Origin of the sequence: Shewanella surugensis (genome assembly GCF_023284005.1) — a bacterium.
GTDB classification, from domain to species: Bacteria; Pseudomonadota; Gammaproteobacteria; order Enterobacterales; family Shewanellaceae; genus Shewanella; species Shewanella surugensis.
In genome coordinates, this window is record NZ_JAKIKS010000031.1 from 28978 (window position 1) to 51741 (window position 22764).

At 42.6% G+C, this 22764-nt stretch carries 20 protein-coding genes; 10 read left to right on the forward strand and 10 right to left on the reverse strand.

Going from position 1 to position 22764, the window contains the following annotated elements; genetic code table 11:
- Positions 1-220 precede the first annotated feature (220 nt).
- Together L2764_RS10000 and L2764_RS10005 are read left to right on the forward strand one after the other, a co-directional pair.
- A complete protein-coding gene (locus tag L2764_RS10000) occupies positions 221-1306 on the forward strand; it encodes an efflux RND transporter periplasmic adaptor subunit (RefSeq protein WP_248940071.1) in 1086 nt (361 codons plus the stop codon).
- A complete protein-coding gene (locus L2764_RS10005; protein ID WP_248940072.1) occupies positions 1303-4401 on the forward strand; it encodes an efflux RND transporter permease subunit in 3099 nt (1032 codons plus the stop codon). The genes L2764_RS10000 and L2764_RS10005 overlap by 4 nt, the downstream gene beginning before the upstream one ends.
- Positions 4402-4494: 93 nt before the next feature.
- Here the strand turns inward: L2764_RS10005 and L2764_RS10010 are convergent, their stop codons facing one another.
- The 8 genes from L2764_RS10010 to L2764_RS10045 form a co-directional block, all read right to left on the reverse strand.
- Positions 4495-4923, reverse strand: a complete 429-nt coding sequence (locus L2764_RS10010; protein WP_248940073.1) for a flagellar FliJ family protein — start codon at positions 4921-4923, stop codon at positions 4495-4497.
- A gap of 87 nt (positions 4924-5010) precedes the next feature.
- A complete protein-coding gene (locus L2764_RS10015) occupies positions 5011-6342 on the reverse strand; it encodes a FliI/YscN family ATPase (RefSeq protein ID WP_248940074.1) in 1332 nt (443 codons plus the stop codon).
- Complete coding sequence (gene fliH, locus L2764_RS10020) at positions 6332-7078, reverse strand: flagellar assembly protein FliH (RefSeq protein ID WP_248940075.1); 747 nt, start codon at positions 7076-7078, stop codon at positions 6332-6334. The genes L2764_RS10015 and fliH overlap by 11 nt, the downstream gene beginning before the upstream one ends.
- A complete protein-coding gene (locus L2764_RS10025) occupies positions 7078-8064 on the reverse strand; it encodes a flagellar motor switch protein FliG (RefSeq protein ID WP_248940091.1) in 987 nt (328 codons plus the stop codon). Before L2764_RS10025 ends, fliH begins: the two co-directional genes overlap by 1 nt.
- A 154-nt stretch (positions 8065-8218) precedes the next feature.
- The gene (fliF, locus tag L2764_RS10030) at positions 8219-9937 is read right to left on the reverse strand and encodes a flagellar basal-body MS-ring/collar protein FliF (protein ID WP_248940076.1); all 1719 of its coding nucleotides are present in this window, start codon (positions 9935-9937) and stop codon (positions 8219-8221) included.
- 97 nt (positions 9938-10034) lie between these two features.
- Positions 10035-10373 (reverse strand): flagellar hook-basal body complex protein FliE, encoded by a 339-nt coding sequence (gene fliE, locus L2764_RS10035; RefSeq protein ID WP_283106978.1) that lies wholly within the window; start codon positions 10371-10373, stop codon positions 10035-10037.
- A gap of 42 nt (positions 10374-10415) precedes the next feature.
- Positions 10416-11735: a sigma-54 interaction domain-containing protein gene (locus tag L2764_RS10040; RefSeq protein ID WP_248940077.1), complete on the reverse strand. Its 1320-nt coding sequence runs from the start codon at positions 11733-11735 to the stop codon at positions 10416-10418.
- On the reverse strand, positions 11722-12636 hold the full coding sequence (locus tag L2764_RS10045) for a MotY family protein (RefSeq protein WP_248940078.1): 915 nt from the start codon (positions 12634-12636) through the stop codon (positions 11722-11724). The genes L2764_RS10040 and L2764_RS10045 overlap by 14 nt, the downstream gene beginning before the upstream one ends.
- Before the next feature lie 851 nt (positions 12637-13487).
- On the opposite strand from L2764_RS10045, the gene L2764_RS10050 reads away from it, so the two are divergent.
- The 8 genes from L2764_RS10050 (at position 13488) to flhA (ending at position 20113) form a co-directional block, all read left to right on the forward strand.
- Positions 13488-14369, forward strand: a complete 882-nt coding sequence (locus L2764_RS10050; RefSeq protein ID WP_248940079.1) for a flagellar motor switch protein FliM — start codon at positions 13488-13490, stop codon at positions 14367-14369.
- Positions 14362-14718, forward strand: a complete 357-nt coding sequence (gene fliN / locus L2764_RS10055) for a flagellar motor switch protein FliN (RefSeq protein WP_248940080.1) — start codon at positions 14362-14364, stop codon at positions 14716-14718. The genes L2764_RS10050 and fliN overlap by 8 nt, the downstream gene beginning before the upstream one ends.
- Before the next feature lie 2 nt (positions 14719-14720).
- A complete protein-coding gene (gene fliP / locus L2764_RS10060) occupies positions 14721-15449 on the forward strand; it encodes a flagellar type III secretion system pore protein FliP (protein WP_248940081.1) in 729 nt (242 codons plus the stop codon).
- Between the two features lie 165 nt (positions 15450-15614).
- Positions 15615-15752, forward strand: coding sequence for a hypothetical protein (locus L2764_RS10065; protein ID WP_248940082.1), 138 nt, complete (start codon positions 15615-15617; stop codon positions 15750-15752).
- 12 nt (positions 15753-15764) lie between these two features.
- Positions 15765-16034: a flagellar biosynthesis protein FliQ gene (fliQ, locus tag L2764_RS10070; protein ID WP_248940083.1), complete on the forward strand. Its 270-nt coding sequence runs from the start codon at positions 15765-15767 to the stop codon at positions 16032-16034.
- Positions 16035-16036: 2 nt separating this feature from the next.
- Positions 16037-16816 (forward strand): flagellar biosynthetic protein FliR, encoded by a 780-nt coding sequence (gene fliR, locus L2764_RS10075; RefSeq protein WP_248940084.1) that lies wholly within the window; start codon positions 16037-16039, stop codon positions 16814-16816.
- Positions 16817-16885: 69 nt separating this feature from the next.
- The gene (gene flhB, locus L2764_RS10080; protein ID WP_248940085.1) at positions 16886-18016 is read left to right on the forward strand and encodes a flagellar biosynthesis protein FlhB; all 1131 of its coding nucleotides are present in this window, start codon (positions 16886-16888) and stop codon (positions 18014-18016) included.
- 15 nt (positions 18017-18031) lie between these two features.
- The gene (gene flhA / locus L2764_RS10085) at positions 18032-20113 is read left to right on the forward strand and encodes a flagellar biosynthesis protein FlhA (protein WP_248940086.1); all 2082 of its coding nucleotides are present in this window, start codon (positions 18032-18034) and stop codon (positions 20111-20113) included.
- A 716-nt stretch (positions 20114-20829) separates the two neighbouring features.
- Here flhA and L2764_RS10090 read toward each other — a convergent pair.
- Together L2764_RS10090 and L2764_RS10095 are read right to left on the reverse strand one after the other, a co-directional pair.
- The gene (locus L2764_RS10090) at positions 20830-21549 is read right to left on the reverse strand and encodes a hypothetical protein (protein ID WP_248940087.1); all 720 of its coding nucleotides are present in this window, start codon (positions 21547-21549) and stop codon (positions 20830-20832) included.
- A gap of 90 nt (positions 21550-21639) precedes the next feature.
- Complete coding sequence (locus L2764_RS10095; RefSeq protein WP_248940088.1) at positions 21640-22227, reverse strand: hypothetical protein; 588 nt, start codon at positions 22225-22227, stop codon at positions 21640-21642.
- Positions 22228-22764: the final 537 nt, after the last annotated feature.

Below are 22764 nucleotides of genomic sequence, written 5' to 3' on the forward strand. Positions count from 1 at the left end.
TCTTAGAGAAGCATTTTTATGTTTAATATTCATGTTCTTATTTCGTTTCTAATGGGTTGTTGAAAAGTTTGATTTTTTTCATTTTTTTCTTTTTTTAGCACATTTGATGGTTTACTCTATGAACGTTCGCTTTGTAATCTATGGAGTTTTTTTCGTTTATAAGACTTCTCAATTTCATTTTGATGTTTTTGAAAATAATAAGTTAAATAAGGATGTTTAGATGTATTGCTATATCAAAATGGTTTCGCGATCCCTACTGACGTTATCGCTATTGACGGCATTTTCTCTCTTCGCTGATGATAAACCTTTAGTCCATGTGACTGAAACAAAGCAGTGGGATGGTGGTATACAGAAAACCTTGTATTGCCGTGGAGATGTGCTCTTTCGGCCTCACATATCGAGTCATGTGCAAGCGCAATTAGATTGGATCTTACCTGTTGACACTGAAGTTAAAAAAGGCGACTTAATCGCCAAGCAAAATGATTTCTATTTGGTGCAAACATTAGCGAGTTTAACCTCACGCTTAGCTGCGGCAAAGGCGCAGGCAAGTTTTTCTGCGCAAGAATACCAACGTATCCAGTCACTCGATAAGCAAGATATGGTTTCGGTGTCTGATTTGAGTCGCGCCGAACTCGATGCTCAAGTCAGCAAACAAGGCTACCAAGCATTACAAGCTGAGCAAAGAACGCTTAAACATCAAATTGCACACTTAGATCATTATGCGCCAGCGGATGGGAAAGTGTTTGAATTGAATGCGCAGCCTGGTGAGTGGGTCGAAATGGGTGACAGTTTGTTGGTGTTCTTACCAATGGATAATCAAGAAGTGGTTTGCCGAATGTCTCTTGATTTATATCAGCAGGTTGAACAGCTTAGCTTGGCCAGCTTTTACTTAGAAGAAGGGATCTCCCTTCAGCTCAATCGGTTAGCATCTGAAGTGAATGAAGCCGATCAAACGTTTAATTTGCATTTTAATTTCAAGGGGGGAGCGAGTGCAGCTTTGTTTCTTGGTCAACGGGTTACGGTGAAGATGCAAATGCATGCTGACGATCTCTCACTGATTGCCTATGATGCATTGAATCTAAATGATAATGAATATTATGTTTGGCAGGTAGATGAAGATAATAAAGTCAAACAAGTGCCGATTAAAATCGTTGATACGTTGGGGCAGCATGCGGTGATCCAATCACCGATTAAAGTGGGACAGTGGTTGGTTGTTCGTGGAGGTAAATCCTTAAAGCAAAGTGATGCGGTGATAGTGGCGAACAAAAATGACACTAACGTGAACAATGCTAAGGTGCGACTATGAGATTTGTCGACAAATACAGTGGCATTATTATCGCCTTTTCTGCGTTATTAGTGTTGCTCGGTGTGATCAGTAGTCTGAAATTACCCAATGCGTTATTGCCCGATTTAGATCAGCAAGAAATTGCGATGTTAATTAATTGGCAAGGTAAAACGGCGACAGAAATCGAGCAAGTATTGATTATTCCGTTAGAACGGCAGCTTGCCAGCATTGGCCAGTTGAAACACTCCCAATCGTTCATCAGCAATGGCGAGACATGGATGCGATTATTTTTCCAGTCTCAAACGGATATGGAAAAAGCGTATATGGATGTGATGGCGCGGATTAATCAAATTCCTGATTGGCCAGCTCAGGTCGCTAAGCCTTTGATATTTGATTACAGTAATGGTGCGGGTAGCACGGTTGCGTCTATGTATTTGTATTCTGAATTAGAAGAGTTAACCCCTGATGATTTTCGTCAGGCTTATCGCGCGCATATCGCATCCGTATTAAGTAACGTATCCGGCATTGCCAATATTAATTTAAGTCACAGCCCATTGGCTCAGCGTATGGATATTGAGTTTGATCCTAAAGCATTGACGCGTTTCTCATTGTCCATTGATGATGTGACTGAAAAACTGCACGATTTGATTGATCGCTCCGGTGATAAAATGAAACTGGGTTCTAAGGCTTATGATCTTCATTTTAAAGGCCAGATGTCTTTGACTGAATTAACTCAACTGCCTGTGGCCGTCTCTGGGGAGCGTATTATTCGTTTGGGGGAGCTGGCTAAAGTTCACAAACGTTTTGTTACCGAGTGGGATTATTCAAGTTTTGAAGGTCATCCGGCGATGTATTTCAGCTTTCAGCCAGATAAAAAGACTAACGCACTAGATATTACTGATGAGCTTAGCGCTGTGATGACGGAGTTGAATCAAGGGGCATTAGCCGAGTTAGGCATGAAACTGTCTTTTAGAGCCAATACGTCAAAGCCGATCAAGCATGCGCTGAGTCTGGTGTATACGAATATTTTGCTGGGTGTGTTATTGGCGTGCCTGTTTTTATATGTGTTTATACGCGATTTAAAAGTGGTTTTTTTGATTTTTGTTAGCATTCCAGTGTGCTTGTCTTTAGTTATTTTAGGCATGTATTTTGGTGGGCGAAGTTTAAATGTGATCTCGCTTGCCGGTATGGCATTATCAGTCGGCTTGCTATTGGATGCCTCTATTATTGTCATGGAAAATATCCAACGTCTGCGTGTGGAGGGTTTAAATTTAACGGAGAGTTTATACCAAGGTGTGAAGCAAGTACGTGGGGCACTGATCTCATCGACCTTATCCAGTATTGTGATTTTTGTGCCGATTGTGTTGATGCAATCGAGTACCAGCCAGTTATTTGAAGATTTAGCCTATACCATTTCCAGCGCCCTGATAGCTTCAATACTGGTTGCGTTATTACTCTTACCCGCGTTAGGGCGGCGAGTATTATCTAGTCACTCTCATATGAATGATGCGGATAAGCCGCTATCCTCGCGTAAAAAGTGGTCTTTGCGATTAACCACGCCCTCTCGTTCGCGCTTACAAGCCAATATTTGGGTTGGTTTGGGGGTGGTAGGGGCATTAATGCTGACTTGGTGGGTGATGCCTGCCATTGATTTATTACCCAATCCTAAATCTGAAAGTGTTATTGCTTATGTTGATTTTAAAGAACCTTTGTCTCAAGAGGCGGCAGTTGAGCAAGTTGCGTATGTGATAGAAGCGCGTTTTGCTAAGGAAAGGGTAAAACCTGAGGCACCAGCATTGACGACATATATTTTGAGCTGTAATCCTGGTTACTGTTATTTAAACTTGAGACCGTCCGAAGGAGTGGATTATGCTAGGTTTGAGCAGTGGTTGGAAACACGGATTTTAAATGACTTGCCAGATACGGATCTCTATATTCGTCAAAGTAATTTGCTTGGCGGTGCGATACAAGGTGGTGATCGCAGTCGAGTGGATTTAAAAGGGCTGAGTTTAGCTGAGCTACAACAAGCCGGACAAGCGTTAAAAGATATCATCAAGGAACGTATTGCTGGCAGTCAAGTGCTGGAAACGGTGGCGCTGAGCAATAATGCCACCCAGATAGAGTTTACGCCTAAAGCGGATAAACTCGCGTATTTAGGCTTGTCACGAGCAGATTTAAATCGTTACTTAGTGGCATTAACCGATGGTGAGTATTTAGGCCGTTTTTCTGCGGGTAATGAGAGCTTTCCTTTTTACTTTAAAGGGCAAGAGGTCGAGCATATTGAGCAGTTACTTGAAACGGAATTGATGATCCCCAATCATGGTTTACTGCCACTGAGAGACTTGGTTGACACTCAAATGGTATTGGCGCCGAGCGCCATTTTTAGGGCTGATAATGAAATGACGATTTCACTGGGGGTTGTTCCGCCTAACGGTCAGCCTATGGGACCTTTTGTGGATCAAGTGAAAGTGATTGTGTCAGAGTATATTAAAGAGCAAGGCCCTCACGGATTATATGTGGCTTACCAAGGTCAAGCGGGTGAATTGGATAGTTTTTTAAAGGAGTTTCTACTCACCTTTTTAGTATCATTATTGGTGTTATTTTTATTGATGCGCATTGCTCTGGGCTCTTGGTTGTTTGCCATTGCGGTGATGTCATCGATGCCGCTGGCGATTGCTGGTGGCATGTTAGGTTTAAATGTACTGAATCTGTTTATGCCGCAAGACTTAGATGTGATCACCATGATAGGCTTTATTATTTTGATGGGCTTGGTTATTAATAACGCCATCTTATTAGTCGGTGAGTTTAAAACAGGAATGCAAGAAGGATCCACGCAACAAGTAGCCATTTACCGAGCGGTTAGTATGCGGATGCGGCCTATTTTCATGAGTACGGGCACCAGTATTTTTGGTATGTTACCGCTTATGTTAACGCCAGGAGATGGCGCTGAAATTTATCGGGGTCTTGCCGGCGTGATTGTTGGCGGTATGACTTTTAGCGCGCTGTTTACCTTAGGCTTCATGTCAGCCTTATTGTCCTTGCCTGTGTTTGCTATTAAGCCAGAAGAGCAAAAAGTTAGTGCGGTTGATGAAGAGGAGTTAGTCGATCCAATCTAATGGTGAGGAGGGGATTCTTTACCCCTTTTTAATGATGTAGAGATAGAAAAACGGCGCTAATAATAGCGCCGTTTTTATTGTTTAACCGTTTTCTTAATAAGCAGCCGCATAACGTCCGGCTAAATCATCGAGTTGTTTTTGTTCTTGTTTATCGAGGTAAGTTTGGCGTTCGGTTTGTTTTTTCTGGTATAGCCACTTTATCCCTTGCTGGCGACCGAGTTGTTTGCGCCACATGCCATTGATACGTTGATGTTCTTGGGTTAATAATATTTGCTGGCGAGTGAGATTTTTTTGCATCGGCGCGAGTATTTGTGCCATGTTCGCGGTATTTTGCAGTAGTAAAGGATTGGCTGTTTGAGTGGGATATTGGCCGTACTGCACTTGCATTTGGGCGATGATGTCTTTTTGTTGTTGGATATGATCGATACGTTGCTGGGTTTCGCTGCGTTGTTGCCCTAATTGACTCAACTTTTTTTCTTCTTGTTCGCACAATGTGCGTAGCGGTCTGAACAGGGCTTCCATTATCGACTCCTTAAGTCTCATGTTGTTCGCTTGCTAGGCTCTTAATACGCTTGAACATTTATTTGTTCAAGCGCTATTAGCATAAGCTTATGTTTCTGCTTGGTAACCTAGACTTTCGGCTAATAGTTTTAGCTGTTCAAGACTGTGGGTGCGATCGGCTTTAAGTTCACTGTCTTGACGTAGAAAAGCGGCCATATTGGGCGCAGATTGTACTGCGAGATCCATTTCTGGATCTTGTCCGGCTTGATAACCGCCTAATGGTAATAGCTCTTTAACTTCATTGAAGCGACTGTTTAAATGTCTAAAACGTTGACCTTGGGCTAATGTTTCTTTACTGGCTATGTGGGTGGCTAATCGACTCACTGAGGCCCCAATATCGATAGCTGGGAAATGGCCTTTCTCGGCGAGAGCTCTGCTCAGAACTATGTGCCCATCCAAAATGGCTCGCGCCGAATCTGCGACAGGATCTTGTTGATCGTCACCTTCAGTTAATACCGTATAAAAAGCGGTTAAAGTACCATCGGGATGCTGACCATTACCGGCCATTTCAACGAGGCTGGGTAATTGCGCAAAGGCTGAAGGCGGATAACCTTTGGTGGCGGGTGGTTCCCCTAAACTCAGTGCGATTTCGCGTTGTGCCTGAGCGTAACGGGTTAATGAATCAACCAGTAATAACACTTGTTTACCTTGATCGCGAAAGGCGGTGGCGATGTGATGACTCAGGCGCATGGCTCGTAGACGCATCAAAGGGGTGGTATCGGCTGGTGCGGCAATCACGACAGCCCGCTTTCGACCTTCTTCACCCAAGGCTTCTTCGATAAATTCTCGCACTTCACGGCCACGTTCACCGATAAGACCGACCACAATGACATCGGCTTCGGTAAAGCGGGTCATCATGGCAAGCAGTACGCTCTTACCTACGCCTGATCCGGCAAATAATCCTAATCTTTGACCTCGTCCGATAGGAAGTAGAGCATTGATGGCGCGAATGCCGACATCTAATGGTTCACGGATAGGTTTACGCAGGAGGGGATTATTGATTTGATGACGGAGCGGAATATAGCTGACATTATCCAGTGTTCCCAGTGCGTCTAAAGGTTGCCCTAAACCGTCGATCACGCGGCCAAGAAGGCCGCTGCCTACGGGGATTTGGCAGCGCTGTGCTAAAGGAATGACGCGGGCGCCAGGCATGAGGCCTGATGTATGCTCGATTGGCATAAGACACAAGGTCTCTTTATGAAACCCAACGACCTCAGCTTCAATGAGTTGTCCGTCTCGACATTCAATGTGACAGCGATCACCCGTTCCAAGTTGACAACCAATGGCCTCAAGCAGTAAGCCATTGACTCGTGTGAGTCGGCCATAGACTTGTGCCACTGGCACCGTCGGCCAATCTTGAGCATTAAGATCAGGCTTCACTGGCTTCCTCTTTTGTATCAGCGAGTAAATCCACTTGTTGGAGTTTAGCTTCAACTTGTGTCATGCAAGCGTTGAGTCGGGTTTCTATCGATGCATCGGCATCGGATTTATCGCTGACAATACGACAGCCTCCGGCACTGATGGCAGGATCGGCAATTAACACCCAGTCTTTGACTTTATCAGCAGCCAATTCTTTTAGCTTTTCAACGGCACTTGGCTCAAGGTGTATTTTGACATCCGATTGACGATCAGGCAGTGCGGCCAGAGTCTCTTCAATCAAAGATAAAATTTGTTGTGGCTGTAAGGTTAACTCACAGCGGATCACTTGTTGAGATACTCGACGAACCAGCTCCAAAATTAAATTTTGTTGTTGATTAATCTGTTGTGTATGACCTTCTTCGAGTAAGGACTTTAAGGCACCTAATGGGGCAATTAAGCTATTGAGTTGATCGTCAATGCTATCTTTACCTTTCAGTTGACCTTCGATGCGGCCTTGGTTAAATCCAATCGCATGGCCTGAAACGCGACCTTCTTCAGAGCCTGATCCAAAGCCAGCTTCATGTCCCTTTTGTACACCTTCGTCATATCCCTTGTCGAACGCTTGTTGGTAGTCTTCCCACCCGGGTGAATTTTCATCACTATTATGGGGCTGGATCAAAGGTGCAAATCGATGACGACGGGCAAGATCCCCTTTAAGGCGCCAGCGAGGGTCGAGTTTGTTGGTTTTTACAGACATTATTCGACCACCTGTTCTTCGAAGAGTTGTAGTTCTATTTCACCGTCATCCATCATTTGTTTCGCGAGTTCCATGATCTCTTTACGTGCGGAGATAGCTTGACTTAATGGAACGGCACCAATGGCATCGATTTGGGTTTCAATGGCCGATGACATACGTTTTGGTAAGGCATCGAGTAAGGTATTTTTCAATGATGGCTCAATACCTTTAAGGGCGAGTGCCAACATCTCGGGTGGTACAATCGCCATTATTTCTTGTAAGGTTTCAGGCTTTTGACGACCTAAGATGATGAAGTCAAACATGTTATCGGCAACATTGGTTGCTAATTGTGAATCATGTAATTTAATCATCTCCATCAATTGCTCTCGATCGCCATCGAAGCGGTTTAAAATATCAGCCACTTGACGAATACCGGCTATTTGAGTGTGGCTTTTTTCCATGGCGATAAGCATGCAACGCTCAACAAGCTGACGTAATTCATCAACCACATCTCGGTCTAATTCACCTAACTGTGCGATACGAATTAAGACCTCATCATGGCCCTCAGAAGGCAGGCTTTGTAAGACTTGCGCGGCACTTTCTGGCGGTAAAAGGCCTAATAAAACCGCTTGAAGTTGGCTGTGCTCATGGGTTATTTCCCGCGCTAATAGTTGTGGGTCGACCCATTCTAAGCGTTTCACTAAGGTTTTAATTTCATCACCATAGATACTGTCTATAAGGCTTTTCGCGACGCGGTCGCCTAAAGCTAGATCTAAGGTTTTTTGTAAGTAGGAACGAGATGCCTTGGCAATACCTGACTGTTCTTGGTATTTCATGAAGAAACGTCCGAGTACAGCATCGGCCTCTTGCTGAGTGATACTTGATAGGCGCGCCATCTTATGACTCAAGTGTTGTACATCGGTTCTATCGAGATGTGCCATAACCTGAGATGCGCCTTTTTCTCCCATGCTGAGCAGCAACATGGCTGCTTGTTCATGGTTATCCATTTTTATTCCAAGTTCGTTCTTATTCACTTTGTTCGCCACCTATCTTTTTTGCTCTATCGCCATGCTTCAACTCTGGAGATCGTGTGAGTTTCATGTGCGATAGAGCGGTCATTTATTGTCAATGTCAAGTTTGGTTGTAATGTAAAACAAATACTTAACTGTTTGACTCGTTACCTCTTTCACCAATCCAGTTGGAAATCACTTCTGCGACTCTTGCTGGCTCTTCATTGGCAAGTAGGCTGAGGTGTTCCATTTTTACTGTTAGTGGCGAGCTCGGCTCAGGTAAACCTTGTCCTGCAATCCAATCGTTGTCGGCTGCCGCTTGGCTTAATCCCATTAACTGATCGGCTAACGCTTGAGAATCTTGTTGTTTACTGGTTGAACTGATCGCTGCTGGGGCAGGAGGTTCAACAGGTGCTGGAAGCGACTCTGGTCTGTCATTTTGATTCTTGTCTGCGGTACGTGTTAAATGGCTCACTAACGGACGCAGTACGAAGAAAATCAGTCCTAAACCGAGAATACCGCCCATCAAATAGCGTAAATAGGCTTGATAACCTTCTGCTTGCCACCAAGGCATGGGTTCAAAAACGGCACTGGCAACAGGGGCAAAGTTAAAGCTACTAATGCTAAATTGATCGCCGCGTTGTTCGGAATAACCAATGGAGTCTTTTACCATGGTGCCCAATTGTGCTAGTTGGGCGTCGCTCCAACCCTTATCTCCCGCTGTTTGTCTATTAAGTAATACCGACACTGAGAGATTTTCTAATTGCATTTGTTGATAGCGAGTGTGCTTAACTGAGCGGCCCACCTCAAACAGGCGACTCTCTTGTTGCTTTAGATTACGACGATTATTGGCGTTATCTTTTTCATCTGTGGTGGGGGGTTGGTTACTTAATGCACCTGGAATACCGAGCTCCATTGCGGTGTTACTTTCATTGGTGCTTTGGTTTTCGGAGGTCACGACCGTTTGAGGATCGAGTGATTCTTTGGTTTCTTCTACCTGATTAAAGTTCACTAAGGCTGAAATTTGTACTTGGAAGTTATCTTGCCCCAAGATTGGGCCGAGCATGCTTGAGGCACGATTAATTAAGCTTTGCTCTAATTCTTGAGTGTATTTTAATTGGCGATCTCTGGCTTGGGTTATGTCTTGATTCAGTGTGATGCCAGCGCTGAGATGATTGCCTTCTTGATCGACGATTTGTACACGTTCAGGCGTCATGCCCGTTACACTACCTGAAACCAAATTAGCAATAGATTCAATTTGACCCGGTTGGATTTTGTTACCGGCATAAAGATCGAGCATGACAGAAGCGGAAGGCAATTCTGGTTGCTGACGAATGAAGAGGGTGCGTTTCGGAATGGCTAAGTGCACTCTCGCCGTTCTCACCGCTTTCAAGGCCATAATCGTACGAGATAATTCGCCTTCTAGGCTGTGTCTGTATTTTGCCTGTTCCATAAATTGGCTGGTGCCAATAGTAGAGCTATCTAGAGACTCCATGCCTGATGGCACTTTGGCTTTTACACCCCGAGCAGCGAGTAGCATTCTGGCTTTACCGAGCTTATCTTCCTGTACTAGCACTAAACCTGTATTCGCTTCAAGGCGATAGGGAATGCCTTCAGCTTCTAATACTTCGATGATTTTCGATGTTTCAACGGTTTCTTGTTGGCCGTATAAAGGACGATAGCCTTGGCTTGCAGTCCAGAGCAGTAAGACGATGACGCAGGCAACAATAGTCGCTAATACGGCAAGTAATAATACTTGACGATCACCTTGATTAAATTGGTGCCATTTCTTTAGCCACTTGGCTAGCAGCTCTGACTTCTGACTAACATCGGCCGTATTGGGGCTAGGTTGAGCGATAGTTGTTGACATTGTTATTTTAAACCTTCCATAAAATCCATGTTTATATTGTTGATTTCAAACAATAATGAATTATTTAGCTGTGGAGCATGTTCAAATTCAGCTTCAGTTAGACAGGCATTTTCATGACTTCATCAAAGGCCTGAACTAAGCGATTTCTTATTTGGATCATGGTGGAAAAAGATAATGAGGCTTTTTGGCTAGCGACCATAGCGCCGACTAAATCATCACTTTGTCCGCTGTCGACCGCTTTCATTAATGCAGAAGACACATTTTGATCGGTGTTGACGGCCGCGACTTTTTCTTTCATTACTTCAGTAAATGAAGGCGCTTGAATGCCGTGATCTTTAGGATTTGGGGCTATTTTTATTGCGCCTTTTGCCATTTCGGTATGAATACTCAAGGTATTCATCATGGCTTGAGGATTAATTGAAGTTCCAATTGACATATGCGGTTCCTGCCTTAACTAAATAATTTTGAAGATCAATGACTAAGCTGCGTGTCCACTGCGTGTTAATGCTTGATCTATATTTATTCCTTCTTCTCGCATTTGCGCTAATTTATAGCGTAGTGCGCGTGTCGTCATACCGAGAGCTTGTGCGCTTTGGCTGCGATGGCCATTAAATTGCTTCAGGGTATCCAAAATAAATTGAAATTCTGCCTGGCGTTTGGATGCCTTTAAACCTTGTTCATTTTGTTTGACTTTGACTAGGCCAGTATGGGGGAGATGGGCTAATCCTAAGTCGGCAACTTGCAAGGCTTGTCCACGGCGCATCACTAAGGCACGTTGGATGGTATTTTCCAATTCCCTGACATTGCCAGGCCAATCATGGCAAGTGAGTCTTTGTTTCGCTTGTTCACTGAAATAACATGCTTGAGTGCCCGCAAAATGCCGGTATTTTGTTAAGAAATGCTCGGCAAGTGGTAAAATATCTGATTTTCTATCTCTTAATGGACTCACTTTTAGCGGTAATACGTCGAGACGATAAAAAAGATCTTCCCTGAATTCACCGTTTTTGACGGCTTTATGAAGATCTTTATTGGTTGCGGCAATGATACGGACATCGAGTGGAATGGATTTATGCCCACCCAAGCGTTCAACTTCTCTTTCTTGCAGGACGCGCAATAGTTTTGATTGCAAGTTGAGTGGCATTTCTCCAATTTCATCAAGCATTAAGGTGCCACCATTAGCGATTTCAAACTTTCCAGGCTGCTCAGCATGTGCGCCTGTGAATGCCCCTTTGACATGGCCAAAAAGAATTGATTCTAAAATACTTTCTGGGATGGCTGCACAGTTAACGGCGATGAAAGGTTGATCGGCACGTGATGAATGGCGGTGAATATACCGAGCCAAAGGTTCTTTACCCGTACCACTTTCACCGGTGAGTAAAATTCCGGCTTCAGTGGTGGCGGCTCTGTGCGCTAACATTAATAATTGACGGCTGACTGGGGCTGCAACAACAAGATGTATATCGGGTTGCTCTAAACGCCTTAATCTATGCAGTAATGAACTGACTTGTTCAGCATCGAGTGGCAAGAGTAAATAATCTTGTACACCAGCATGCATCGCCGCTGCCGCTAAATCAGTTTGCTCAGGATCGAGTAAGGCGATTTGATTTTTGGCTGGGTATTGGGCGAGCGTTTTGGCGACATTATCGCAAGTACTGTTTGACAGGTTGATTAATGATAACCAAGGTGTGGCTTCATTGACTTGCCATTGAGCAAACCCTTGCAAGGCTAAGTTTTTAAGGCCGGGTGCAGATAATGTTGCATCGACAAGTCTAAATGAGGTCATTTTAGTATGTGGCATTGATTTTATCTCCAGTTGCAGTTTGGGCAACTCGAGTCGATGCTTTAACTAGGCGAACGGTGACACGTCGATTGTAGAGTCGTCCTTTATCATTGTTATTGCTGGCTTTTGGTGCTCTTGCACCGTGATTACGTACTTGGATCATCTTGCTGCTTAATCCGAGCTCCACTAGACGTGATGCGATTTCATCGGCGCGTTCTTTACTGAGCACGAGATTGGCAAGGTGCTCACCCACTGCATCGGCATGTCCATCAACGAGAATTTCTTTTATGCTGCTATCGGCAAGTACATAGCGCACGATGGCATTGAGATCGATATCTTGGTGACTGTTAAGTTGGCTTGATCCAGTCTCAAATTGAAAATCGATACGACGTACATAAGAAAAGGGTTTAGGCAGTAATGCTTGTCTGCAGTGCCTGAATTGATTGACCACAGCTTTGGTGTTAACGGCGCTGGCATTGACTTGGTATATGGCACCATTATCGCTAGTGATGTTGACTTGCCAAGATTGGCCCTGATCGAGTCCTTCTAAAAATGGATTAATATTATTTTGGCTCGTTGCCGTGTTGCCTAACCACCAGAGCTGTGTGCTGTGATGATCAGTTTGCTGGGTAAGTTGCCATGGCGATGCGATAACGTGTGCTTGGCTTTGTTTGTTATTCAGCGACAACCAATCGGTATTGAGCTGTAATTTGAGCTCTTCACCGGGGAGGGCGATGAGTTTCAATTGTCCAAAACCTTGTATCTTATGTTGAAGCTGACAATAAAATACATCGCCACTAAAATTCCATTTAGCTTGTTCAAATGGTGTTTGATAATGTGTGACTGCAGCGCTGGCACTATTAGGAATAGCCAAATAAACAAACAGCATGCAGATTAATTTATGAGCTGACGCTTTCACTGATTCAGTTCCCTTTTATTTATTACTTCAACAACAAGGTAATTTATATTTATCGTTATTAACTAAGAGTGAGCTTATTGACTCGGTTATTCTCTTAATCAGTTGTGGTGTGTAATTAAACACGTAATATTAATTCATGTAAAATGATTTCTGTTAAATAATAAGATATTTATTTATTTAAGTCTATAATCATTATTAACTTGATGGAAATATTATTTATATAAAAGTGGTAGTAATGAATTATTTTAATAATCTAGTTTTTATATTTGATTAATTTTCATTCTCTATTTGTTTTTTTTAAAATGAGTGTCATTTTTTACACTTCTTTGTTTGTTTTAATTGTTTGTTTTTACTTGGTATTATTATTTTATAAAATATTTTTTATAAATAATTAAAGTTTTCAGACTTTTTGCCGATAGCCAGTTTCATGGCTTTAGTATAGGCTGTTATTTAGCATTAATTGCAAATTGTTATATATCTCGGGCTCACTTCAATGTATATTCATCCTTCTCTTAAGTCATATTAAATGATTGGTGAGATAAAGTTGTACAAGAGCGTCATTATTTTGTCGAGTGTCATTTTAATATGCATTTTCACGGTTTTTCGATTAATTAACGGCAAGTGTTTTTGTGTTGATTAAGTAATCGTTTATTTTTCGTTAATAAAAATGGTGTCATATTTTTGTCAAACGTCAAATAATATAACAATTGTTGTTTAGTGATTATCTAGTATGGCTAGAATATCATTTTAATAAATAGTAACATTGTTTTTTGACGTCATAATTTTGTCAAACGTCAATTTAATATAGATTGTTATTATTTTAATAATTAATTATTCAGTTTGGGATTGTAATGAAAACAACTTCAAAAGCGAGTCTACTTAAACCTCATTCAGGTGTAAGAGTCAGACCTGTTGCACTCATTCAAGAGAAACTAGCGCGCAGTCGGTTACTTCTTCAAGTTGAGGCTTGTCATCGTTTGCTACTGGATGCTGTCAATGGGGTATTAAACCCTATTGTTAGGCAAGGCCATCATGCTTTGTCCCATATTGGATTGTCTGAGCATAATCGTCCCATTGAGCCTGATTTAAACCAAGCTTGGTTTTTATTAAGTTATCATCGAGCGCCATTAGCTTGGTGGCGTATAGATAGATGCACTTTAGATCAACTTGCGAGTGGCTATTACGGTAGTTTAGCGAGTCCATTGAGTTCACCTTTACGTGCGCCTAGCCAATCTGAATATCGTTTAGCAAAGAAATTAATACTCGCAGCTTTGGCAGTGTTGCCCACCACTGAGCTCGATGAAGAAGCATTAAAGTTGGAACTCGTTGCCAGTAACACGCCTATTGATGCGCCCGTTCAATGGGAACTGAGTTTCCCCAAAGAGCATATCGCTCCATCAATGTTATTTTGTATGACCGAGAATCTATTGGGTTTAATGGCAGAGCAACCAAGCCAATACCAAGCTAATCCTGATTTATCAGAGAAACTCTCTCATCGTTTAAGACAAATTCCGCTGAAAGTGTCATTAGAGCTGGGTCGCCAAAGTACGCCAGTGACGTCATTACATGCTTTAAAAGTGGGTGACGTATTACCGATTAACTTACATTCTCGCTGTCCTGTGACAGTGGGTAAACGCCCTTTATTTTACGCGTCTGTTCATACCCATGAGGGACAAATGGTCGCAAAATTAACCCATGATGCCTATCAACAAGAGGATCCAAACAATGGCTGAACACAATATCCTACAGGACGAAGATTTTCTATTGGATGACGATCTTTTCGGTGAGGAAGAGGTTATTACGCCTGCTGCTGCTCCTAAACCAGTAAAAGATATTTCATTTTTTCATCAATTACCGGTGCAAGTTACTTTAGAGCTTGCGAGTGCTGAAATGTCTTTGGGTGAATTAACCCGTATGGGTGAAGGCGATGTGGTCGCACTTGATCGTATGGTGGGTGAGCCGTTAGATATCCGTGTTAATGGTGCATTATTAGGCCGAGGTGAAGTCGTTGAAGTGAAGGGGCGTTATGGCGTTCGTTTACTTGAAGTTGAAGCCATTAGTCTAACAGGAGCGAATGACTAATTATGCTTCGTGCTTTGTTGTTATTACTTTGCTTGGTGGCACCCAGTGTCTTTGCCAGCGACGGTTTTACTTTATTTACATTAAGTAATGGAGCGGAAACGCAATCAGTCAATATTAAGCTAGAGATTTTAGCCTTAATGACAGTGTTGAGTTTCATTCCCGCTCTGTTGATGATGTTGACCAGTTTCACCCGCATTATTGTGGTGCTGGCTATTTTACGTCAAGCATTGGGGTTACAGCAGAGTCCACCTAATAAGGTATTAGTCGGTATTGCGTTAGTGCTGACCGTGTTTGTCATGCGTCCCGTGGGGGATGCAATTTATACTCAAGCTTATATCCCTTATGATAAAGGTCAGATTGAATTGACTGAAGCTGTGATGATTGCGGAAAAACCGCTGCGAAAATTCATGTTAGCGCAAACGCGAGAAACTGACTTAGAGCAGATGCTAAAAATTGCTGATGAACCCGTGACGTTAAGTGCTGATGAAGTGCCATTTTTTGTATTGATGCCAGCCTTCGTATTGAGTGAATTAAAAACGGCATTCCAAATAGGCTTTTTGCTATTTTTACCTTTTCTGGTGATCGATTTGGTTGTCGCAAGTGTCTTGATGTCGATGGGGATGATGATGTTATCGCCCTTGATTATTTCTTTGCCTTTTAAACTCATGGTGTTTGTGCTTGTGGATGGTTGGTCTATGACCGTCAGCACATTAGTGGCAAGTTTTGGCTGACGTCATTTAACTTGTTTGCTCAATATATTCAAACCCGCTGAATTTTGCATCTTCACGGGTTTGGGTATGATTAATAGGTTGTCGGTTTTTTGGCGCCTATCATCACTTTTCGTTTCGATAAACATGGCTGTTTTTATAAAGCATGAAGATTAAAAAGGATGCAAGGTGATTGATAAGATAACTAACTTATCGGCCGACGACGCGATTGTGGATATTTTTTATTTATTGGCCTGTGGTGTGGTAGGAGCGATAGTCTTTTTTGATGCTTGGGCTTGGATTGTCAACATGCTAGTGAAGCTTTAGAGGGAAGAAATAATGGAAATAGCTGAAATGACTTCCCTGTTTTCGGATGCCATTTATTTAGTGGTATCGATGGTGGCTGTATTAGTGGTGCCGGGTTTACTGGTGGGACTGGTGATCGCAGTCTTTCAAGCGGCAACGCAAGTCAATGAACAAACATTGAGCTTTTTACCCCGATTGGTAATTACCTTATTAATGGTACTTTTTGCAGGCCAATGGTTGCTGCAGCAAATTGCTGACTTTTTTCACCGTTTGTTTATGAACATACCAAATATCATTGGGTAGCCATGCTGTCACTTACTTCGGTTGAAATAAGCACTTTTATTGGCACTTTTTGGTGGCCATTTTGCCGTATCATGGGCGGCTTCTTAGTGATGCCTTTTCTTAGCAGTGGCTTTATCCCTGTGACGGTTAGGGTGTTATTAGCCCTCTCTATTTCTGCTTTATTTGCGCCTATGTTACCCACGCCGCCTGCAGTGGATGCCATGTCGGTGGCAGCATTATTATTAGCGATAGAGCAGCTGTTCATTGGTTTCATGCTGGCCTTCTTTTTAACCTTTATGATCCATATTATGACATTAGTGGGCGCGATGATGTCCATGCAAATGGGGTTAGCGATGGCGGTGATGAATGATCCCTCTAGTGGTAACTCTAATCCTATTTTAGGCCAGTGGTTCTTATTTTATGGCACGTTGTTATTTTTAGGTCTTGACGGCCACTTAGTGGCTATCGGGATATTGGTCGACAGTTTTAGACTTTGGCCCATTGGCACCGGTATTTTTGATTTACCCTTAATGGGACTCGTGAGCAGAATGGCTTGGTTATTTGCATCGGCCTTAATGCTGGCGCTCCCCGCTATTTTAGCGATGCTGATGGTCAATGTGACCTTTGGTGTATTGAGTCGTGCTGCACCATCATTAAACGTATTCGCCTTAGGTTTTCCCATGTCCATGTTGATGGGCTTGTTATGTGTACTGTTTTCATTTACCGGTTTACCGAGCCGTTATAGTGAGCTTTGTTTAGAAGCATTATCGTTCATGTATGGCTTTATTGGGGGGACGGCTTAATGGGAATGTTACCCGTGAAGTCATTTTGGCCTATTGTTTTATTAGCGCTATTGAGCATAGGGAGATGGCATGAGTAAAAATTCAGGTCAGGATAAAACCGAAAAAGCGACCCCTCAGAAACTCAAAAAATCCCGTCAAGATGGGCAAGTTCCGCGTTCTAAAGATCTCGCTTCATCATCCTTGATTATTGGTTGCTCTTTAATGCTCATCGCCAGTGCTTCATGGTTTGGTGATCGTATTGCTAAATTGACGCAAATGAACATGAACATCACCAAGGCTGAGCTCGATAAGCCTGGCATGTTGCTACAGCATCTAGGCGCGACGTTAGTGGAGATGCTCAGTATTTTGACGCCTCTTTTTATCATGGTGGCTGTGATTGCTATGGTTGCCGGCGCGCTTCCTGGAGGGCCTGTTTTCAGTTTTAAAAATGTTGAATTTAAATATAGCCGCATCGATCCTATCCCCGGTATGGGACGTATGGTGTCGGTAAAAACCTTTGTAGAATTGCTTAAGTCGGTGTTGAAGATCATCTTGCTTATTAGCATTATGTGGTCATTTTTAAGCAGTCACTTACAGATTTTATTGAGTTATAGTCAACTGCCTATCGATGAAGCCGTCAGTAAAGGTATTAGCATGTTATCGGAAGGCATGCTGTATTTAGGCGTGGGGTTGTTATTTATCACTTTTATTGATGTTCCGTATCAATATTGGCAACACCATAAAGATTTAAAAATGTCTCGCCAAGATGTGAAAGACGAGCATAAGCAACAAGAAGGTAAACCTGAGGTTAAGCAGAAAATCCGTCAATTACAACAGCGCATTGGCCGTTCTCGTGCCGATGTGGCCATACCACAAGCGGATGTATTATTGGTTAATCCCACCCATTACGCCGTGGCACTTAAATATGACACCAATCAAGCCGATGCACCTTATGTGTTGACCAAAGGTGTCGATGAGTTAGCAGTTTATATGCGACAAATCGCAGCAAAAAATGATATCGAAATCATAGAGTTGCCGCCATTGACGCGGGCTATTTATTATTCTACTCAAGTTGAGCAACAGATCCCCTCAGCACTGTTTATCGCCATCGCGCATGTGTTGAGCTATGTATTACAAATTAAGGCGGCTCGCCAAGGAAACCAACAAAAACCGGCTCCCTTACCTCACTTTTTTATTCCGCAACATTTGCGACACGATTAAAGGATACTCTACTTCATGAATTGGTTATCGCGCACATTTGCTGGCAATCGCGCTTCTATCGGCATCCCTATTATGCTGTTGGCCTTGCTAGCCATGATTATTTTGCCGCTGCCACCTTGGTTGCTGGATATTTTCTTCACTTTCAACATCGTCTTAGCGGTGATGGTGCTTTTAGTCTCCGTCTCAATTAGACGGCCGCTGGAGTTTTCGGTATTTCCGACGCTGTTATTGCTCGCGACGTTAATGCGTTTGACTTTGAACGTGGCATCGACGCGTGTGGTCTTAATTGAAGGCCATGAAGGCGGGGATGCTGCGGGTCGGGTGATCCAAGCATTTGGTGAGGTGGTGATCAACGGTAACTATGTCGTTGGTGCGGTTATCTTCCTTATTTTGATGATCATTAACTTTGTGGTGATCACTAAAGGTGGCGAGCGGATCTCTGAAGTATCAGCACGTTTCACCTTGGATGCCTTACCGGGTAAACAGATGGCGATTGATGCCGATCTCAATACCGGGGTATTGACGCAGGAGCAAGCTCGCGAACGACGTCAAGAAGTGGCGCGTGAAGCCGACTTTTACGGTTCGATGGATGGTGCCTCAAAATTTGTTCGTGGTGATGCGGTTGCTGGTCTGCTGATCTTAGCCATTAACATGATAGGCGGCGTGCTTATTGGTGTCTTCATGCACGACTTAAGTGCCGCTGACGCTTTTAAAACCTATGCACTATTAACCATTGGTGATGGCCTAGTTGCACAAATTCCTTCGTTATTATTAGCGACAGCTGCGGCGATTATTGTCACGCGAGTGTCTGATGCAGAAGAAATGCCTGCTCAGCTTACCCGTCAATTATTGGCCAATCCTAAAACGTTAATGACCGCGTGTGGGGTGATGACCATATTCGGACTGGTACCGGGTATGCCAGCCTTTGTGTTTCTTTCTTTTGCGGCGGTATTGGGGTTCGCTGCTTGGAAACAAAGTAAAGCAGGGCCTATTCAGCCAGAAACACACGTTGAAGCGCAGATAGAGAAGAACCTATCTGAGCCATCTGCCCCCAGTTGGGATGCACTGCCTTTCACCGATTTGATTGAAGTGCGTTTAGGTTATCGTTTGGTGCACTTAGTGGAGCGCAGTAAAGGGGCTGAATTACAAAAGCGTTTAACCGGGATCAGGCGCACTTTATCTGAGCAAGCAGGCTTTTTACTGTCAGAGGTGAGAGTGCGAGATAATTTATCCTTAGCGCCGAATGCTTATCAGATTAATTTAATGGGCAATCCAGTGGTGACTGCAGAGCTTGAACCCGATCATCTTATGGCGATCAAAAGTGGTCCGGTTTACGGCAATATCGATGGGATCATTACCAAAGAGCCCGCTTATCAGATGGATGCCACTTGGATCGATCCTGAGCTTAAATCAAAAGCACTTAATTTAGGTTACTCAGTGGTGGATAATGCCACCGTGATCGCCACGCATGTGAGTAAGCTTATTCGTGAGTCCCTGCCGGATCTTCTGCAGCACGATGATGTGATCGCCCTAAGCGATCGCTTGGCCAAGCAGTCGCCTAAATTGGCTGAATCACTCAATAGTGCGTTAACGCCAATACAGTTATTAAAGGTGTATCGTTTATTATTAAAAGAGCAGGTGCCTTTAAAGGATATTCGTACCATTGGTACCACCTTGCTTGATTGCAGTGAAAACAGTAAAGATCCTATCTTGCTTGCCGCTGATGTGCGCTGCGCCTTACGCAATAGCATCTTACATTCGATAGCCGGTGATAAGGCCAGTTTAAATGTAATGACACTTGCGCCAGAGCTGGAGCAAACGTTGATGACGGCGTTAAACCAATCGCAGCAGCAAGGTAAAGTATCATTGGATAGTTTTGCGATTGAGCCACAATTATTAGCTCAACTTCAGCAACGCATGCCGCAGTTATTAGCGGAGGCTAAAGAGCAAGGTCACAATCCTATGCTGCTGGTGCCACCACAGTTAAGACCCATTTTAGCTCGTTATGCGTTAGCGTTTGCCCGCGGATTGCATGTGCTTTCATACAATGAAATCCCTGAGAGTCGAGAGTTGATGGTGGCAGGACAGTTGGGGTAGTTTTTACCTTTATTTTGACTGTTATTCATAAAAAGGTCTCGTTGATACGAGGCCTTTTCTGTTGGGGAGTTAACCTTATGGGACCTATCGCTTGCAGCGGGCTACTACGTAAACTTTCAAATGAAAGTTGATACATCTTATAGTTGGATTTAATTGGTATTGGTTGAGTGTGTTTGTTCGTTGAACCTTAATGGGGATTTATTTCCTGCCGCAGGCTTATGTGCAGATTGTATATGACACGCTGTGGACCCATCCCTGGGCGCTCTACGACTTCATCCCTGAAGTCGAAGCTCATAGACATATCTACACTGGATTTTAAAAGCAAAGAAAAAGCCAGTGTGTTGCTTCGAGTTGAGTTTGTTAGGGGATGTGCCGTGTGATGTAAATCTGGGACTAAAGCATATAGTGATCAATTTCACTACTTCTCTCAGCCTTAGTTTGTGCTATTTTTAAGCAAGAAAAGTGGTGCTTTTAGGGCTTAAACAGGTGATTTTGACTGAGTGCTAAGCGAGTGACAAGATCACTGTTAAGCCATGCGGTGTTTTTCAAGGTAGATGCCACTATAGCACTCTTACTGAATATATAAGGTTTAATAGGGGCGAATATGGGACATTAGCGACCAGAAAAAAGCGCTTGCTTACGCTAGAAAAATGTACGTAAGCTGACAATAACGAGAATAAGAAAAAGATTTGTTATCCTCAAGTAATAGTCTCTTGTTAGGATAACAGGTGCTTCGGAACTAATTGCTTACGCTCTAAGATAGATGTAGCAAGATCTATAAAATAATCATACTTCTCTGAAAATTCAGGTGCTTGTTCTTTCATATGTTTTACTCTATCAATAGCTGAAGTTCCCCACATCATATTTAGCGGTGATACGACATTTAATCCTTTGAAATGATGTAGGAGTCTCATTAAAGGGTCTACATCTAAGGGCCAACATTCATCTGGAATTTTAATATTTTCATGGAGAGCGACACATGGCATTTTTACTATTTTTTCAACATTCACAGCATTTATTAAAGCTTCGCTGATAACATAAGTGTTAGCTCCATTTTGAACACTTACATGTTTACCGTATCCGATACCGCCTCGAACTAAAAAACCATTAAATAAAGTAGTGAACTGAACCATTCCAGCCACTTGAAGTATCGATGTTAGATTATCTGAAATTAGTAGTATTGAATCAGAATATATTTGTAGTGATACACCTGTATCTACAATTTCATGCATCCGCATTGCATCTATAAGTTTTTCATAAAGTTCGAGTGTTTGATTAAACTTATTAGTAACCATATGACTAAAACCAAGAACATCTAAAAATGCGACATACTTGTGATCAACAGGAACATTTTCAAAAGGTTTATATCTCGCTTCAAACCCTTTAAGATTGTCTTTATCGATCATTAAATCAACTTTATTTAAAATTTCATTCATTTTTTAAATTACCCTAACTCCCGCATAAAAGCACCGAAACATAGTTTTGGTGTTCCGGCTCCGCTTTCAGGAAGCAACTTGATGTATTTGTTAGTTCTTACCCACACTATAGTTAAAGCAATAAAAATCTTCTATAGCACCGAAATCAGTTAAGTTTTGCACACCTAATAACTCTGGTTTTGTCGCTAGCTGATAATATATAAAATATATTTCTCGGTGGTGATTTTTCATGAAATTCAACAGAATATTTGTTTTAACCCTGTTATTTGTACAGTGAAAAGAGCATTTATTTCTCGCTTTGCGTAAGTCGGCTGAAAAATCAGGGTTAAGCGAAGGGGGAGTAACCCCTGGTTTTTCAACAGCAGAAGACACTAGTTCCTCAACTACTTTCTGAAGCTCTTTGTCGATTATTGATACTTGTGAATTTTCATCAACAGGTATTGTTTGATCTATGATAGCTTGAGCTTTAATGACTTCGTACACATGCCCACACCATCTAGCGTAAGCATCAAAGTATTTAAGTTTTGTAATGGTATCTATACCATTAGTGTTACCTGATACAGTTAATTGAGAGTACTTAGTCTTTGCAAAATCAAAAAACTCAGTAAAGGCCATTTGGGCTCGAATGAACTCGAATTTTATACTTTTTTGGTATTCCAAAATTTTTTGTGGGCCCATAACTCCTCCAGAGAAAGCTAACAACTTAATTTCAACAGGTCTGGATAATCTTCCAAACCGCTTAGTTTTATGCAGTTAGGGTACACTCCAGACTAATTGTTGTAAAATCGTTAATTGCTAAAGTAAGTAGTTGATAAGCATAAGGCTGTATAAGGAAAAATAGATCTATGATAACGGAGTTAGCCCTACCAGTGTTAAGGTTCCTTACCGCTGACTCAATTTGTGACTCGAATTATCTATAGCACTCGATTAGGGCGTAGTTTCCCACGAATGTTTAGGTGATTAGGTAGGTGATGAATTATTTGAATTGTTGATTGATTTTATCTTGAGTAAGTTTTAGGCGGTCAAGGATCACTGAAAATGACTCAGGTGTTGTAAAAAACGAGTTATTGTCAAATGTGGTGTATCAATGAATCGTGATGCTCTGTTTGATCTTGAGTGATCCGTTCACCATCTTTAAATTGAATACCTGATATGACATCAGCAAGCAGCTTAAAACCTCGCAGGCGATACCACTTTTTCTCTGCTGATTGTGCC

Bases quoted from the DNA above. Each gene is read 5' to 3' on its own strand.
- flhA (WP_248940086.1), top strand. From the start codon at position 18,032: ATGAATTGGTTATCGCGCACATTTGCTGGCAATCGCGCTTCTATCGGC.
- fliE (WP_283106978.1), bottom strand. From the start codon at position 10,373: ATGTCAATTGGAACTTCAATTAATCCTCAAGCCATGATGAATACCTTG.
- fliR (WP_248940084.1), top strand. From the start codon at position 16,037: ATGCTGTCACTTACTTCGGTTGAAATAAGCACTTTTATTGGCACTTTT.
- L2764_RS10050 (WP_248940079.1), top strand. From the start codon at position 13,488: ATGAAAACAACTTCAAAAGCGAGTCTACTTAAACCTCATTCAGGTGTA.
- fliQ (WP_248940083.1), top strand. From the start codon at position 15,765: ATGGAAATAGCTGAAATGACTTCCCTGTTTTCGGATGCCATTTATTTA.
- L2764_RS10095 (WP_248940088.1), bottom strand. From the start codon at position 22,227: ATGGGCCCACAAAAAATTTTGGAATACCAAAAAAGTATAAAATTCGAG.
- L2764_RS10040 (WP_248940077.1), bottom strand. From the start codon at position 11,735: ATGCCACATACTAAAATGACCTCATTTAGACTTGTCGATGCAACATTA.
- L2764_RS10025 (WP_248940091.1), bottom strand. From the start codon at position 8,064: ATGGATAACCATGAACAAGCAGCCATGTTGCTGCTCAGCATGGGAGAA.
- fliH (WP_248940075.1), bottom strand. From the start codon at position 7,078: ATGTCTGTAAAAACCAACAAACTCGACCCTCGCTGGCGCCTTAAAGGG.
- L2764_RS10010 (WP_248940073.1), bottom strand. From the start codon at position 4,923: ATGGAAGCCCTGTTCAGACCGCTACGCACATTGTGCGAACAAGAAGAA.
- L2764_RS10005 (WP_248940072.1), top strand. From the start codon at position 1,303: ATGAGATTTGTCGACAAATACAGTGGCATTATTATCGCCTTTTCTGCG.
- L2764_RS10000 (WP_248940071.1), top strand. From the start codon at position 221: ATGTATTGCTATATCAAAATGGTTTCGCGATCCCTACTGACGTTATCG.
- flhB (WP_248940085.1), top strand. From the start codon at position 16,886: ATGAGTAAAAATTCAGGTCAGGATAAAACCGAAAAAGCGACCCCTCAG.
- fliN (WP_248940080.1), top strand. From the start codon at position 14,362: ATGGCTGAACACAATATCCTACAGGACGAAGATTTTCTATTGGATGAC.
- L2764_RS10090 (WP_248940087.1), bottom strand. From the start codon at position 21,549: ATGAATGAAATTTTAAATAAAGTTGATTTAATGATCGATAAAGACAAT.
- fliP (WP_248940081.1), top strand. From the start codon at position 14,721: ATGCTTCGTGCTTTGTTGTTATTACTTTGCTTGGTGGCACCCAGTGTC.
- fliF (WP_248940076.1), bottom strand. From the start codon at position 9,937: ATGTCAACAACTATCGCTCAACCTAGCCCCAATACGGCCGATGTTAGT.